General features: G+C 46.1%; 13 protein-coding genes. 10 read left to right on the top strand and 3 right to left on the bottom strand.

From position 1 onward, the window contains the following. Positions 1–408: ATP-binding protein (locus IT291_04330; protein MCC6220452.1), on the top strand; the 408-nt coding region annotated here is incomplete at its 5' end. Positions 409–537: 129 nt separating this feature from the next. On the opposite strand, the gene IT291_04325 is transcribed toward IT291_04330, so the two are convergent. Beyond that, positions 538–882 (bottom strand): hypothetical protein, encoded by a 345-nt coding sequence (locus IT291_04325; GenBank protein ID MCC6220451.1) that lies wholly within the window; start codon positions 880–882, stop codon positions 538–540. A gap of 620 nt (positions 883–1,502) precedes the next feature. Here IT291_04325 and IT291_04320 point away from each other — a divergent pair. From IT291_04320 to IT291_04310, 3 genes are all read left to right on the top strand, one after another. Further along, positions 1,503–2,513: a septum site-determining protein MinC gene (locus IT291_04320; GenBank protein ID MCC6220450.1), complete on the top strand. Its 1,011-nt coding sequence runs from the start codon at positions 1,503–1,505 to the stop codon at positions 2,511–2,513. A gap of 77 nt (positions 2,514–2,590) precedes the next feature. Then, a complete protein-coding gene (gene minD / locus IT291_04315) occupies positions 2,591–3,391 on the top strand; it encodes a septum site-determining protein MinD (GenBank protein MCC6220449.1) in 801 nt (266 codons plus the stop codon). A 139-nt stretch (positions 3,392–3,530) separates the two neighbouring features. Then, positions 3,531–3,740: a cell division topological specificity factor MinE gene (locus tag IT291_04310; GenBank protein ID MCC6220448.1), complete on the top strand. Its 210-nt coding sequence runs from the start codon at positions 3,531–3,533 to the stop codon at positions 3,738–3,740. Positions 3,741–3,866: 126 nt separating this feature from the next. Here the strand turns inward: IT291_04310 and ald are convergent, their stop codons facing one another. Further along, positions 3,867–4,991, bottom strand: a complete 1,125-nt coding sequence (ald, locus tag IT291_04305) for an alanine dehydrogenase (protein MCC6220447.1) — start codon at positions 4,989–4,991, stop codon at positions 3,867–3,869. A gap of 226 nt (positions 4,992–5,217) precedes the next feature. Between ald and IT291_04300 the strand changes: the two genes are divergently transcribed. Genes IT291_04300 through gcvP form a run of 4 tightly spaced genes read left to right on the top strand, consistent with a single transcriptional unit; the run spans position 5,218 to position 10,496 of the window. Continuing rightward, complete coding sequence (locus IT291_04300) at positions 5,218–6,108, top strand: bifunctional 5,10-methylenetetrahydrofolate dehydrogenase/5,10-methenyltetrahydrofolate cyclohydrolase (GenBank protein MCC6220446.1); 891 nt, start codon at positions 5,218–5,220, stop codon at positions 6,106–6,108. Between the two features lie 3 nt (positions 6,109–6,111). Then, positions 6,112–7,269, top strand: coding sequence for a glycine cleavage system aminomethyltransferase GcvT (gene gcvT / locus IT291_04295; protein MCC6220445.1), 1,158 nt, complete (start codon positions 6,112–6,114; stop codon positions 7,267–7,269). After that, positions 7,253–7,642, top strand: coding sequence for a glycine cleavage system protein GcvH (gcvH, locus tag IT291_04290; protein ID MCC6220444.1), 390 nt, complete (start codon positions 7,253–7,255; stop codon positions 7,640–7,642). The genes gcvT and gcvH overlap by 17 nt, the downstream gene beginning before the upstream one ends. Then, positions 7,626–10,496 (top strand): aminomethyl-transferring glycine dehydrogenase, encoded by a 2,871-nt coding sequence (gene gcvP, locus IT291_04285; GenBank protein MCC6220443.1) that lies wholly within the window; start codon positions 7,626–7,628, stop codon positions 10,494–10,496. The genes gcvH and gcvP overlap by 17 nt, the downstream gene beginning before the upstream one ends. A gap of 38 nt (positions 10,497–10,534) precedes the next feature. Here the strand turns inward: gcvP and IT291_04280 are convergent, their stop codons facing one another. Next, positions 10,535–11,704 carry a Fic family protein gene (locus IT291_04280; GenBank protein ID MCC6220442.1) on the bottom strand — a complete coding sequence of 390 codons (1,170 nt, stop codon included), beginning with the start codon at positions 11,702–11,704 and terminating at the stop codon, positions 10,535–10,537. A 465-nt stretch (positions 11,705–12,169) separates the two neighbouring features. Here IT291_04280 and IT291_04275 point away from each other — a divergent pair, with 465 nt between their 5' ends. Continuing rightward, entirely contained in the window at positions 12,170–12,922 is a 753-nt protein-coding gene (locus IT291_04275; protein ID MCC6220441.1) for a hypothetical protein, read from the top strand. Between the two features lie 293 nt (positions 12,923–13,215). After that, positions 13,216–13,982, top strand: a 767-nt coding sequence (locus IT291_04270) for a transposase (GenBank protein MCC6220440.1), incomplete at its 3' end; no start/stop codon positions are given.

The following is a 13,982-nucleotide window of genomic DNA, read 5'->3' as shown; positions in this document are numbered from 1 at the left end:
TATCATCAAAACTTTAAGGTGCAAACGCGCGATCCTAAGAAGGTATATAGCGTGGATACGGGATTGTGGACCGCGGTTTCGCGCTCCATACATGATGATTCTACGCGCTTGCTGGAAAATATTGTATGCGTGGAACTCAGGCGTCGCGAGAAAGAGGTGTCCTATTTTAAGGAAAGATATGAGCTAGATTTTATTGTTAGCGAAAATTATAAACCCGTGGAAGCCATTCAGGTCTGTTACGACCTAAGCGATCCCGTCACCAGAGAGCGAGAGCTCAGGGCACTAGGCGAGGGCATGGATGTCCTAGGGTTGAACCGCGGAAGCATCATTAGCTATGATCACGAAGAGCGCCTCAACATAGACGGGAAAAATATCGATATAGTTCCCATCTATACGTGGCTTAGTTAGTTGCCTCGCGGTATAAATGCTTGTTTTTCTAGTGCATAGACGACCTTGCTTTAAGCGACTTCAGTTTCCACAGAGGCTCCGAGGGTACTTTTTGTAATTTTTTGGGGCGTTTAATTCTATGTGTTGCTCTCAGCGATAACAGTTGCTGCAAGTAACTTCGGCTTCTATTTCCTTGGTGGATGCAACCACCTCAGAGAGGCTTAGCACGTAGATAGCCTCCGCGTGCGCAGCAAGAGAATTTGGGCCGGAAAGTGCATAATGATTTCCCCCCGGCGTGGTCACGGTAACAACAACGTCACTTGCTCCAACCTCGCCCACATTCTTGGCAGTAATCTCTACGCGGTCAAGCCGGGTGTAGTATCCGGTGTTAAACGTTCCCCGCGGCGAGCTAAGGCGAACTCGCGTTTTCTTTTCCGCATTTTGTTGTGCTACCATGCTGGGCATTACGCATTCCTTTTCAAAGATCGGTGCCATATGGCAAACAACAGATCTCCACGTGCTTGCCGGTGCAAGCAATGAGAACATTATAAAAATAAGCGCGTTCATAGCCTGCCATATATCTAAAATTTGTTTATTTGACTACCCACCTAATAATTATCTTTCATTTCCTCTTCCTCTCGACCCCGACCGCATACAAAGCAGCAATTCTGGGCGAAGCGTTGTGAGTGAGAGAAATTGGCAATAAATTCGCTTGGCGGCAGTGAGATAGCAGGGAATTGCATAAATTGGCGTTGTTGACGGGCGTCTGTATAGAGGCCAAGCATGGTCAGGAGGTAGAAATTGAAGGCTGAAAACTGCGAGCCATGACCAAAATTGTGTTCGAGGCTATACCATTTACAAAAATCCTTTTTGGAAACGGTATACATCCTTTAAACTAATCTCCGCTATTAGTTGCGGTATTTACAAAAACAGGTGGCCGGATTTTTAGAATCAGTGGCCGAATTCTTTCAGAATACGCATTACCCTCAAAGTTAAGAATAAATAATGTAGAAAACATTTTTTGTATTAGCTACGTTTTCAGATCTAATTTTGTTGACTCCAAATGAGCGATTGCTATAAATAACTTGAAGTAGCGAACGAGGGAGAAATTATTTGTGACTAATTTTCTAGACGACGAGTTGAGTTCTAACAGAAAGACTGGGGAGCACATTATGGATTTGCCTGGAAGTATCTCTGGTTTGGAGCAGGATATTGCTCCTTCGAACTCAAAAATAGTTACTGCTCGTGGGACAGAAGAGGGTTTGGTTTTACGCATTGACGGTCGGGCTAATTGGGATAATATTTTGTCAGAAGTAAGATCCTTTTTGGGCGAGCGGAAGCGCTTTTTGGAAGGTGGGGAGATAGGGATTGAATGGCTCGATCGCTTGCCGACTAAGGAGCAAAGTTCTCATCTTGAAAGCCTTTTGAGAGAGCAATGCGGAGTAGAAATTGCCGGTCGAAAGAAAAAGTCGCCAAAGCTTACACTTACATCTGGGAAGAGTTCGCGACAGGCAGATGAGCACGCAGAAGTTAATCTCGCGCTAGAGAAAAAAGTTAAATCGGATAATTTTTTTGATGAAGCTAAAGGTGTCGAAAATCCTATATCGATGCTGGAACCTTTTGGTATCTATCCCAGAGGAAGTGTTCATAACCAGGACTCGAGCTTAAGTGCCGAAATACAGGTGTCGTCTCAGTCTCAAGGTCGCGGTGTAATGGATGCTGAAAGTTTAAAACGCGTTACTGATCTGTTAGGGGAGGAAGAGTTATTTGAGGAGGATGCCAACGCTCGAATTGTATATGGCATGCTTAGATCTGGCCAGCGCATAGAAACTCCATACACCTTAGTGATTATTGGGGATGTTAATCCAGGTGCAGATATTGTTGCGGGAGGCGATATAATAGTTTTTGGCAGCTTGCGCGGCACTGCGCACGCCTCAGCTTATGACGACGATTGTTTAAACAGAGTAATAATTGCGCTGTCGATGCAGCCCATGCAGCTTAGAATCGGTTCGGTGATTTCTAGAGGGAATGGAGAGCGGGGAAGAGGAGCTGAGATTGCGCGAATAGAGGATCGTCGCATTGTGGTAGAGGCGTTTAATTCGAGAGTATTTTCGCTAAGAAGTTAGTTTTTTTGTTTGAAGGATAGTCTGGCCCATTATGTTTCGGGTGCTCGTGCAGTAAGGAAAAAACACAGGGGAGTGAAATGTCAGGTAAGGCAATTGTAATCACATCAGGAAAGGGTGGCGTTGGAAAGACGACTACGACTGCGAACTTAGGTGCGGCACTTGCACTTAAGGGCAAGAGAGTATTGGTAATTGATGCTGATATTGGGCTTCGCAATCTCGATGTCATTATGGGATTGGAGAATCGCATAGTTTTTACCATAGTCGACGTAGCTAAAGGTGTTTGTAAGCCGCAGCAGGCCATAATAAAGTCCAAGAAGTCGAACAATTTGTTTTTGTTGCCAGCATCTCAGACGGATGAAAAGGATGTGTTGACTGAGCGCGAGTTTGCAAATGTTGTAAATAAGCTAAAGTCCGAATTTAATTTTATCCTTATAGACTCTCCTGCTGGCATAGAGCGAGGTTTCCGCAATGCCTGTGCTGGGGCTGATTCGGCGATTATCGTTACAACTCCAGACGTCGCGGCGATTCGCGACGCAGATCGTGTTATCGGATTGTTGTCGGCGCAAAATATCGATGCGCGGTTGTTGATTAATAGAGTTGACAAAGACATGGTGCGCAAGGGAGATATGTTGTCTCCGCAGGATGTCATTGACATTTTAGGGATAGAACAAATTGGCATGATAGACCGCGACAATGCCATAATTGTTTCTGCCAATACTGGCGAGCCAGTAGTTTATAATACAAAGATTTCGGCGGCCGGCCGTGCGTATATGAGAGTGGCAGAGCGATTGACAGGTAGTCCGGATGTCCCACAGGAAGACCTCAATATCGGCTTGGGGCTTTGGGCAAAGTTAGGAAAGCGCCTCAGAGCAGCGTAAGTGTAAGAGAATGTATTTGGGGTAGCCGTAATAATTAAAGTAAATTACTTAAGCAGGGGAAAGAGGAGTGATTGGTAATTTAAAAAACATACTGTTCAAAGGGCACTTTAGCAAGGTCACGGCGAAGAACAGGTTGCAAATGGTGCTTGTTCAGGATCGTGCCGGACTTACTCCTCAGGCAATGGATCTATTTAAAAAGGATCTGTTGGAGGTGATTACTAAGTATTTTGTCTTAGAGCGAGAGCAGCTAGAAGTAAACTGGGAGCGCGATACAAATAGTACCGCCTTAATAATCAACACGCCAGTTATCGGCAGATCGATGAAAGCGAAGGCCGTGGCCGCTAGTTAAGTTTCCTCATTTTTGTCTGCCAGTCGCATGCACAGCGAAAACTGTGGTACTATGGCAGGGGTCATGGGCGTCAGGGCACGGTTTTTATAGCTAGATTAGCTTTGATCTTAATCATTATTTCTTGTCTTAGTCGATTAAGAGTTCGTTTACCTCGTGTTCTGTTAAGAACTTCATGTTTAAATCTCGTCCAATAACTGCATTAGTTAAATTTCCTTTGTAGCTCGTTAGCGAACGGCGAAGTGGTGGAGATTTTCTAACGGCACCCGTAATTCCAAGGCCAGCAATTCGCTGTATCCACAATAATGTAGAGTTAGTTAGTGCGATGGTAGAAGTTCGTGGCACAAGTGCCGGCATGTTAGTCACGCAATAATGCACCACATCGTCTTCGACAAATGTTGGATTAGAAATAGTAGTGGGCCTACTAGACTCCGCAAAACCACCTTGGTCTATGCAAATGTCCACTATTACCGAGCCCTTTTTCATTGTCGTAAGCATTTCACGCGTGAGAAGTTTAGGCGCCAAAGCCCCCGGAACGAGCACGGACCCAATTACCAGATCGGCCTCCGCTATTTCTCGTCTAAGGGTATCCGGCGTAGAAAAGAGAGTTTTCGTTGGAGGAATTCGTTCAGCAAACGGTTGAAGTTTTTGGGGGTTAATATCCAAGATGGAAACCTCGGCTCCAATTCCTAAGGCCACTCTAGCTGCATTGCTTCCGGCAGCACCCGCACCGACAACTACTATTTTCCCAGGTTGAACTCCCACGGCACCACCAAGCAGTACGCCACGTCCTCCGCAGTTAGCCTGCAATGCGTATGCGCCACATTGTATGGAAAGTTTTCCCGCTATGACGCTCATTGGTTCTAAGATCGGTAACCGGCCGTCATCAAGTGTCACTAAATCGTAATCTAAGCCTGTAACTTTCTGTTCTACCATTGCTTTTGTGAGTTCCGGTGCAACAGCAAGATGCAAGAAACAAAAAACCGCCAATCCAGGCCTAAAAAAACCAATCTCATCGGGAGAAGGCTCTTTTACCTTAACTAGCAGCTCGCACTGACCCCAAACTGACTTGAGATCCGGCACGATTTCAGCGCCGGCAGCCTTAAAATCATCGTCTGAAAACCCACTTAATGCCCCAGCTTGGGTTTCGAGAAGGACTCGATGGCCCAGATTGGTTAATACCCGCGCACCATCGGGGATGAGCGCAACTCTTCTCTCGTCTGGTTTTCGCTCTTTTGGAATTCCTATAATCATTAGCCTTATCCTCGCTTAAAGGAGTCTTTGGACTACAAGGCGATATGCCTATTATTATTCCAATAATATACATTAAGCTTATTTTCAACAGTCATATATCGTCAAGGAGTCGTCCGAATAATAAATTTCTAGGGACTGGAATAATTGTGATGCTTGGTGTAAGTAACTTTGGAGATTAAAATCTACAAAAACCTGTTGTTCCTTTTTGAGAAATGAATGCTTGCATATGGCTGCCTTAGTAATTAGTGGCAAGGAATTGGCTCAGGACGTGCTCGGGCGCCTCAAGTCTGAGGTCGCAAGTTTAACGGTTGCTTTGGGTAGAAAACCACATCTAGCAGTGGTGCTAGTCGGAGAGGATCCGGCTTCAAGAGTTTATGTAAAAACCAAAACTGCTAAAGCTTTAAGTATTGGGATGGAGACAACTGACGTAGTAATACCTGGAAGTATTACCAATGAAAGTTTACAGGCTAAACTTGCCGGACTTAGCGCCGAACGCAATCTCGATGGAATTTTGCTACAGTTACCACTGCCGAATGGGATAGATGAGCTAGCTGCGCTGCGCTGCATAGATCCTAGCTTAGACGTCGATGGCTTGCATCCGCTAAACCAGGGGCTTTTATTGCGCACTAGAAATCATGGCGACGAAAAGCGAGAGGGCTTTAAGCCCTGTACGCCTCTTGGCGTTATGGCTCTTATAGATCGCGCTCGCGAGGAGCTCGGATTATCTAAAAGTTTAGATGGCTTAAAAGCGACTGTCGTTGGCCGCTCAGTGCTGGTGGGTAAGCCCGTTGCAATGATGTTAGTAGACAGGAACTGCACAGTTTCCTTGTGCCATTCAAAAACTCTGGAGCTCGACAAAGAATGCCGCCAGGCAGATATTTTAGTCGCGGCGGTTGGAAGGCCAAAAATGATTAAGAGTAGCTGGATTAAGCCGCATTCAATAGTTATCGATGTTGGCATCAACAGAACCGCAGAAGGTGAGCTCGTTGGTGATGTGGATTTTATTGAAGCGAGCGAAGTTGCTCAGGCTATAACTCCAGTCCCGGGAGGAGTTGGGCCCATGACCATTGCAATGCTTTTAGCAAATACTGTAGAGTCAGCTCGTAGGAAGGTTTAATTCATGAGTTTGTTATCTGAAATTCCAACGCTATCGCGCACACCGCTTTATCCCTGTCATCAGGAACTACATGCAAAGTTTACAAGTTTTGGTGGCTGGGAGATGCCGGTGCAATACAGTGGTGTAACGGAAGAGCATTTGGCAGTTCGCAATGAAGTTGGGCTCTTTGACGTAAGTCACATGGGAGAAATTATCGTCGATGGCCCAAAGGCGCTTGCCTTCTTGCAGCGCGTTACTAGCAATAATGTAGAGGTATTGAAAATAGGGCGAGCGCAATATTCGTTGCTGCTAAATACGACTGGTGGCGTGGTCGATGACATTATCATATATCGCCTTGCGCCCGAGTCCTATTTGCTTTGTGTAAATGCCTCTAACACTAATAAGGATTACCTCTGGCTAAGTAATCACAATGACGAAAACGCTAAGATCGAGAACAGATCTAACGAGTTTTCGCAGGTGGCCATTCAAGGTCCTAGGGCAGAAGAGGTATTATGCAATGCTCTTGGAGTGCATGACAATTTATTATCGGCTACAAACTTGACTTCGTTTAGCGTGACAGAGTACGTGCCATCAGGAGGCCGCTTAAATGGCGTTAAGCTGGTTATCGCTAGGACGGGATATACTGGCGAGGATGGCTTTGAGATATTTTGTCTTAACCATGCAGGTCCAATGTTGTGGCGATTGCTAATAGATGTTGGCAAGCCTTACGGCTTGAAGCCGGTTGGCCTAGCTGCGCGGGATACTTTGAGGTTGGAGGCCTGTTATCCATTGCATGGGCACGAGTTGCGGGATGACGTGAGCGCGTTACAGTCGGGCGTGGGAAAATATATAAAGTTTGATAAGCCCGCTTTTATCGGCAAGGACGCATTGCTGAGACTGAAGGAAGGCGGAATTTCACGAAAATTGGTTGGCGTGGAAGTCACTGGCCGCGGAATTGTGCGCGAGGGCGTAAGTCTTTTTTCTGGCAAGGAAGTTGGCGTAGTGACTAGTGGAACGAAGACGCCGAGTATTAGCAAGCCCGTAGGGCTTGCGTTTGTAGATGTAGATAGGTGCGAAGTTGGCACTGAGTTAGAGGCGGATATACGGGGAAAACGAGTTAGTGTAGTAGTGTGTAAGATTCCTTTTTATGTAAGGGCAAAAAAATATGGGTCTACCAGCTGAACTTAAGTACACATCCGAGCATGAATGGATGAGAGTTGATGCGGGAAAGGTCGTAGTTGGGATTACTGATTATGCTCAGCAGGAACTGGGCGATGTCGTTTTTGTCGAGCTTCCGGAAGTTGGAACAAAGGTAACAAAAGGGCAGTCATTTGGGACTGTGGAGTCGGTTAAGGCAGTTAGCGATATATATTCTCCGGTCGATGGAAAAGTTGTTGAGGTAAATGCAGCAGTTGTTGATAAACCTGAACTAATTAACACGGCGGCGTTTAGCGAAGGCTGGATGATAGTTATTGAGCCAGTTGATATTGGGCAGATTGAAGGGCATATGGGTGCCGATGAGTATAAGGCGTATTTAGATGAAGTCTCTAAGTAATCTCGTTTCGGATCAGTCAACTTCGTTCGTTCGCAATCACGTTGGGCCGGATGATGGGCAAGTTCAGAGCATGTTATCGGAGCTTGGCGTATCGTCGATTGACGAGTTAGTGGATAAGACCGTGCCAAGTGGTATTCGGGCAAAAGAGCCGCTAAATCTGAGGCCAGCGGCTAGCGAGTTTGCAGTGCTTGGAGAACTGCGCGAAAAGGCAAAAAAGAATATTTGCAGCCGATCTTTTATCGGAATGGGGTACTATGAAAGCATAAGTATTCCAGTCGTGCAGCGCAATATTTTGGAGAATCCTGGGTGGTATACACAATACACGCCTTATCAAGCAGAGATATCTCAAGGTCGCATGGAGGCGCTGATAAATTTCCAAACCATGATAGCTGATTTGACGGGAATGGAGCTTGCAAATGCATCCTTGTTAGATGAGGCCACGGCTGCTGCGGAGGCTATGACTTTTTGCCATCGCATTAAGGGTAGCGATACAAAGAATGCTTTTTTTGTGTCTACTAACGTGCATCGGCACGTCATTGACGTAGTTAAGACGCGCGCTAAACCTTTAGGGATCGACGTCGTTGTCGGAGATGATAGGAAAACAGAACTTTCGCAGCGTTTATTTGGTGCCTTAATTCAGTATCCAGGAACGCACGGCGAGGTCAGGGATTGGAGTGGTTTCTGTGCTAGTCTGCATGTCCATAATGCTCTGGTTGTAGTTGCCGCGGATCTACTTAGTTTAGCTATTCTAAAAGCTCCTGGGACTTGGGGAGCGGATGTAGTTATCGGTAGCTCGCAGCGGTTTGGCCTTCCGCTTGGATTTGGCGGGCCACATGCTGGGTATTTTGCGACGAAGTTAGAATACCAGAGACAGGTTCCGGGGCGAATTATCGGCGTATCGAAGGATGCAGCTGGCAACAAGGCCTTTCGCTTAGCTCTACAGACCCGCGAGCAACACATTAGGCGAGAGAAGGCTACTAGTAATATATGCACCTCTCAGGTTTTACTTGCAGTGATGGCGTCGATGTATGCCGTTTATCACGGCCCAGAGGGATTAAGAAGTATTGCGGAGCGAATTCATCTTCTCACCTCGTTGCTTGCAGCGGGACTTCGCAAATTTGGTTTGTCTTTAGGCGAGAGTGGTCAGTTTTTCGATACTTTGCAGGTCATGGTTCAATCCTCTAGTCAGAGAGATCAGATTATAAAGCAGGGTCGCATCGCCAAGATGAACTTTCGCATCTTTGAGAGCGATAGTATCGGTGTATCTCTTAACGAGACGACCACTTTGTCTGATGTGCAGGAGATTTTAGAAGTTCTTGCTGGAAGCAAATTTTCGCAGGAAGATTTTAACAGGCTAAAGGAGTCGGCAAGTAGCGATTTGGACGTTCAAGTGAGGCGCGACACGCCTTATCTTACTAACGAAGTCTTCAATAGTTATCATTCAGAAACCGAACTGCTGCGCTATATAAAGCGGCTAGAAAACAAGGACTTGTCGCTTACTACGTCTATGATTCCACTGGGTTCATGTACGATGAAGCTAAATGCTACATCAGAAATGTTTCCCGTTACCTGGCCCGAGTTTGCGAATCTCCATCCATTTGCGCCCGTAGCGCAGACTCAGGGATCGCTAGAACTAGTTGCTGAACTAGAGCAGATGTTGGCCGAAGTTACGGGATTAGCCGCGGTCTCTTTGCAGCCGAATGCCGGTTCTCAGGGCGAGTATTCGGGATTGCTAGTAATTCGCGCCTATCACCAACATCGTGGCGAGGGGAAACGAGACATTTGTCTAATTCCGCAATCGGCGCATGGAACGAATCCAGCGACTGCAGCTCTTGCTGGGCTTGAGGTAGTTGTCGTTCGCTGTGACAGCGCAGGGAACGTAGATGTTGCGGATTTGAGGGCGAAGGCCGAGGAATATAGGGATAGGCTTGCTTGTTTGATGATCACCTATCCGTCTACTCATGGGGTTTTTGAGGATAGAATTATTGAGATTGTCGAAGCCATTCATGATTGCGGTGGTCAAGTATATATGGATGGAGCCAACATGAATGCGCAAGTTGGTTTGTGTCGTCCTGGTGACTTTGGTGTAGACGTTTGCCACTTAAATCTTCACAAAACTTTCGCCATTCCCCATGGAGGAGGAGGGCCTGGAGTTGGCCCGATTGCAGTAGGAAGGCATTTGCGGGAGTTCTTGCCAGGGCATTTTGCTAGCGATTGTGGGGGCAAGTTGTCGATTGGTTCCGTATCGCAGGCGCCTTATGGGTCCGCAGGTATATTCCCAATTTCGTGGGCATATATTCGCATGATGGGACCCGAATCGTTACGGCGTGCGTCTCAGGTGGCAATTTTAAATGCGAATTATATTGCTCACAGGCTTGAGAAATATTTTCCAGTGCTTTATCGCGGCAAGCAAGGTTTTGTGGCGCATGAGTGCATTTTGGATCTGCGTGGGTTTAAGAGGGCGATTGGGATTGAGGCGGCTGATGTTGCCAAGCGGCTGATGGATTATGGCTTCCACGCGCCAACGGTTTCCTTCCCCGTGGTTGAGACTTTAATGGTTGAACCTACCGAGAGTGAATCAAAGGAGGAGCTCGACAGATTTTGCGATGCGATGATTCTTATTAGACAAGAATTAAAAGATATAGAAGACGGCAAGGTCGATAAGCAGAATAACGCAATAAAAAATGCCCCGCATACGGCCCAGATGTTAGCAGTTGAGGAATGGAACTATCCCTACAGTCGCGAGCAAGCGGTTTATCCAGCACCTTGGCTAAAGGTGCACAAGTACTGGCCAGCAGTGCGTCGAGTGGATAATGTTTATGGGGATAGGCACTTATGTTGCGTAGTGGAGTAGATAGTTTGGTCTTGTTCCAAATGCTCTTTCCAAATTGTCTAACTACTTGGCAATTCGGTGCCGCGATTTATTATTTCTAGATATCGGGCGTAACTAAAAATGCGGTTGCGCTTTTGGGTGGTAAGTTCATTAACGATACCAAGCCTTTGGAGATTAATTAGAGCCTTGTTTACGGTAGCAGGGGAGATGCCTGTTTTTTTCGCCAAAGCACGCGGAGTTATGATGGGATGCTTCATCAGCGCATGGTGCACTGCTAAAGTCGATGTCGCAGCGCGGCCGATGGTGTTGATCTTATTTCGATCCATTTTTGACATATCAAAAAGTTGCCCGGCCGTCTCAATCGCTTGGTTTGCGGTGACGATAACTGCATCGGCAAAAAAATCGAGCCAAGCCTCCCAGTCGCCAGTCAAACGCACGTTGTTTAAAAGCTCATAGTAATACTGGCGGTGTGTTTTAAAATAAAGGCTCAGGTAAAGCATTGGCTTTCTTAGCACTTTCTCTGCACACAATAGCAATGTAATCAGCAGTCGACCCAGACGTCCGTTGCCATCGAGAAATGGGTGAATTGTCTCAAACTGCACGTGAAACAGTGCTGCCTTAAGTAACACCGGCGTTACTTGTGCTGTGTCATGTAAAAACAGCTCTAACTTGCCCATGCATTCTAGCACATTCTTTGCGGGCGGCGGCACGAAGGCGGCGTTACCGGGTCGTGTGCCGCCAATCCAGTTTTGACTGCGTCTAAATTCTCCTGGCAATTGGTGACTGCCTCGACCTCTAGCTAAAAGCACTTTATGAATCTCACAAAACAGTCTTAACGAAAGCGGTAGCCCTTGTTCTAGAAATTCTAAGCCTCGGTTTAGGGCTGCTACATAGTTACTAACCTCCGAGACATCATCAATAGGGACACCTGGTATTTCGTCCAACTCAAACAACAGTAGATCGGCAAGCGAAGACTGCGTTCCCTCAATCATCGAGGAAAGCACGGCCTCTTTGCGAATATAGATGTAAAGAAATAGCGAAGTATCGCCCAGTAAGGCCGACACGCTATCCAAGCGCCCTAACGCAAGAAGTGCCTCGTCGAATTTTTTTTGCAACTGAGGCGTCCAGTTTATTGCTGGTCGTGGGGGAAGTGGTGAAGGCACAAAAGCTCGAACAGTTTCACCTGTCGTCGAGATAACCACATATTTTCCCTGCAGATCTCTTCTCATTTTCTTCGTCTTAAGCCTAAAATAAGATTTTCATTTATTTTAACTTAATACCTTATCCTAAAATATGATGCTAGTGTCTCCAGTAATTTTACAAGTTGCAGGTATAGGAGAGTATTGTCATGTTCATTTGTTTTTATTTGTAATGTCGAGGTTATTCCAGGTTTTTTATTTTTCGTTGTCGTATAGTTTTCAAGTCAGTTTTAGAGCAGAATTCGTGTAAGTGGCTCAAACTAAGAAGAAAGTTGGCGTGCACTAATTTAACTGTGCTGCGGCATGATGGGCATGGAAGAACATTGTCAGCGCTTACACGATCGTTATTTTGTGCGTAAATAGTGTTTATTTCTTTCTGCGAAAAATTTTGGTGCCACCTGACGTTACTCATTGTAGTGTTTATTTGCACGATGATTAGCTTGGCTCAGTTGGCCGAAGTATTTTACCCGCAATTTAAGAGATGAACGAATATTTATGAAAAAGTTAAAGGAAGGAAAACTTATCATTCGGATGTTTTTGCTGCTCATGCTGGCCGTTTTGGTAAGCCCGGCTTATGCAGACTCCCCTGAGAAGGCCTGGGAAGTAACGTTGAGCTCCGATTTTATGTCGGACTACATGTTTCGCGGCTTTAATTTTCATGACGGCGCGTGCATTCAGCCAAGCATAGGTGCCACCTATGCGCTTGGCGACATTGGCTTGCTTGGGGGTAATGTGTGGGCGCATCTACCAGCTGAAGGCGATCACCAAGACGAAAAGTTTACAGAACTGGACCATACTCTTCGCTACGATATGGAATTTGGGCCAGTTAGCTTCGGGGTTGGGCATCTCTGGTATACTTACCCTAGAGATTCCGACGATATCGAAAATACGGCCGAATACTTCGCTTCAGTTTCCTTGGATACAATTTTAAAACCTTACTTAGCATTCTATAATGACTACGATCTTTTTGACGCACAATATTATCTGCTCGGATTTAGCCACACCCTAAATTGGGCTGTTCTCGGCGATGGTTTCAATGTCACCCCCTATGTTGACTTTGGCTTTGGGTCAAACGCTGAAAAGGTATATAGCGATGACAGTGGTTTAATGCATGTAACTTATGGAATGTCCTTTGCTCTTGCGCTAGGAGATATTTCGGTTACTCCGAAACTGAGTTACACGAGTGCGGTTGACGATGCAACCGTAAACGAATTCTCATTAGGTATATCGTTTATCTACAGCATCTAGCAGCTACCGTTACTTAGGGACATCCTCGGCGTTCCAGTGTTTCCTTTTTTTTACTTAGGGACATCCTCGGCGTTCCAGTGTTTCCTTTTTTTTAGCTGGAACGCCGTTACTCCTTTTTTTCTAGCTGGAACGCCGTTACTCCTTTTTTTCTCATTTCTTGCCACATTGACGCGAACGTTGCCGATAAGATTTGACGTGGCTGAGCGTAGCGGGCTCGGAGTCACATATGACTAAATCCTAATAGGTAATTTAATGCGCCATTTATTGGCTGCTAGCGTAGAGGTGTATCAGCAATGGGAAGAAATCGTAGATGTTTTGTTAATAACACTTGCCTGGAAGTAAGCTTTAGAGCGGAGGAAGGCTTGCCGTTAATTGCAGCGGCGTATATGCGCGTGATTCTTAAAGGAATCATTGCTAAGGCTTTTGAGCTCTACGACATAACCGTATGCCACATGCTAGTTATGTCTAACCATGTCCATGGGATTTTGGTAGTGGAGGATCCTGAATGTGTTAAAGACTTTGTTGGGTATATTAAGCGGGAATCGGCCCATGCGATTAATCGCTTACTTGGCAGGAGAAAGCGGACTATTTGGTGTGAGGGATATGCTGGCACAGTTATCTTGGATGCGGAGAAAGCTATTGAGCGGATAGTGTATTTGTATACCAATCCGCAGGAGGCTGGATTGGTGGAAAAGATTGAGGATTATCCGAATTTATCAACCTGGGAGTATTTCGTTTCTGGTGGCGGAGAGTTAAGGGCTAGGAGAATTCCTCGTCATTCCATATCGCCGCTTCCTTCTAAGGATCTTTCACTTGCAGAGCAGCAGCAATATGCATGTGAACTAGAAGAGCAGGGCGAGGAAGAAAGTGTAATGTTTATAGACCCGGATGCGTGGATGCGCTGTTTCCCGGAGCTAGGTGAATCCGATTGCGAGTCCGTAAATCGCACGATAGTAGAGCGCATAAGAGCAAAAGAGCTTGCCTTTTCGAGAAATCGAGCAAAGCCTGTTTTTGGAGCACATGCCTTGCGCATTGAAAGGATGAATAAGCCTCACGTTCC

The sequence above is a fragment of the Deltaproteobacteria bacterium genome (assembly GCA_020845775.1).
GTDB lineage: Bacteria > Bdellovibrionota_C > UBA2361 > SZUA-149 > JADLFC01 > JADLFC01.
This window is presented reverse-complemented; position numbering and strand designations above follow the sequence as displayed.

Excerpts from the sequence above, each read along its gene's own strand:
- IT291_04325 (MCC6220451.1), bottom strand. The coding sequence starts at position 882 with ATGGCACCGATCTTTGAAAAGGAATGCGTAATGCCCAGCATGGTAGCA.
- minD (MCC6220449.1), top strand. The coding sequence starts at position 2,591 with ATGTCAGGTAAGGCAATTGTAATCACATCAGGAAAGGGTGGCGTTGGA.
- IT291_04310 (MCC6220448.1), top strand. The coding sequence starts at position 3,531 with ATGGTGCTTGTTCAGGATCGTGCCGGACTTACTCCTCAGGCAATGGAT.
- ald (MCC6220447.1), bottom strand. The coding sequence starts at position 4,991 with ATGATTATAGGAATTCCAAAAGAGCGAAAACCAGACGAGAGAAGAGTT.
- IT291_04300 (MCC6220446.1), top strand. The coding sequence starts at position 5,218 with ATGGCTGCCTTAGTAATTAGTGGCAAGGAATTGGCTCAGGACGTGCTC.
- gcvT (MCC6220445.1), top strand. The coding sequence starts at position 6,112 with ATGAGTTTGTTATCTGAAATTCCAACGCTATCGCGCACACCGCTTTAT.
- gcvH (MCC6220444.1), top strand. The coding sequence starts at position 7,253 with ATGGGTCTACCAGCTGAACTTAAGTACACATCCGAGCATGAATGGATG.
- gcvP (MCC6220443.1), top strand. The coding sequence starts at position 7,626 with ATGAAGTCTCTAAGTAATCTCGTTTCGGATCAGTCAACTTCGTTCGTT.
- IT291_04280 (MCC6220442.1), bottom strand. The coding sequence starts at position 11,704 with ATGAGAAGAGATCTGCAGGGAAAATATGTGGTTATCTCGACGACAGGT.
- IT291_04275 (MCC6220441.1), top strand. The coding sequence starts at position 12,170 with ATGAAAAAGTTAAAGGAAGGAAAACTTATCATTCGGATGTTTTTGCTG.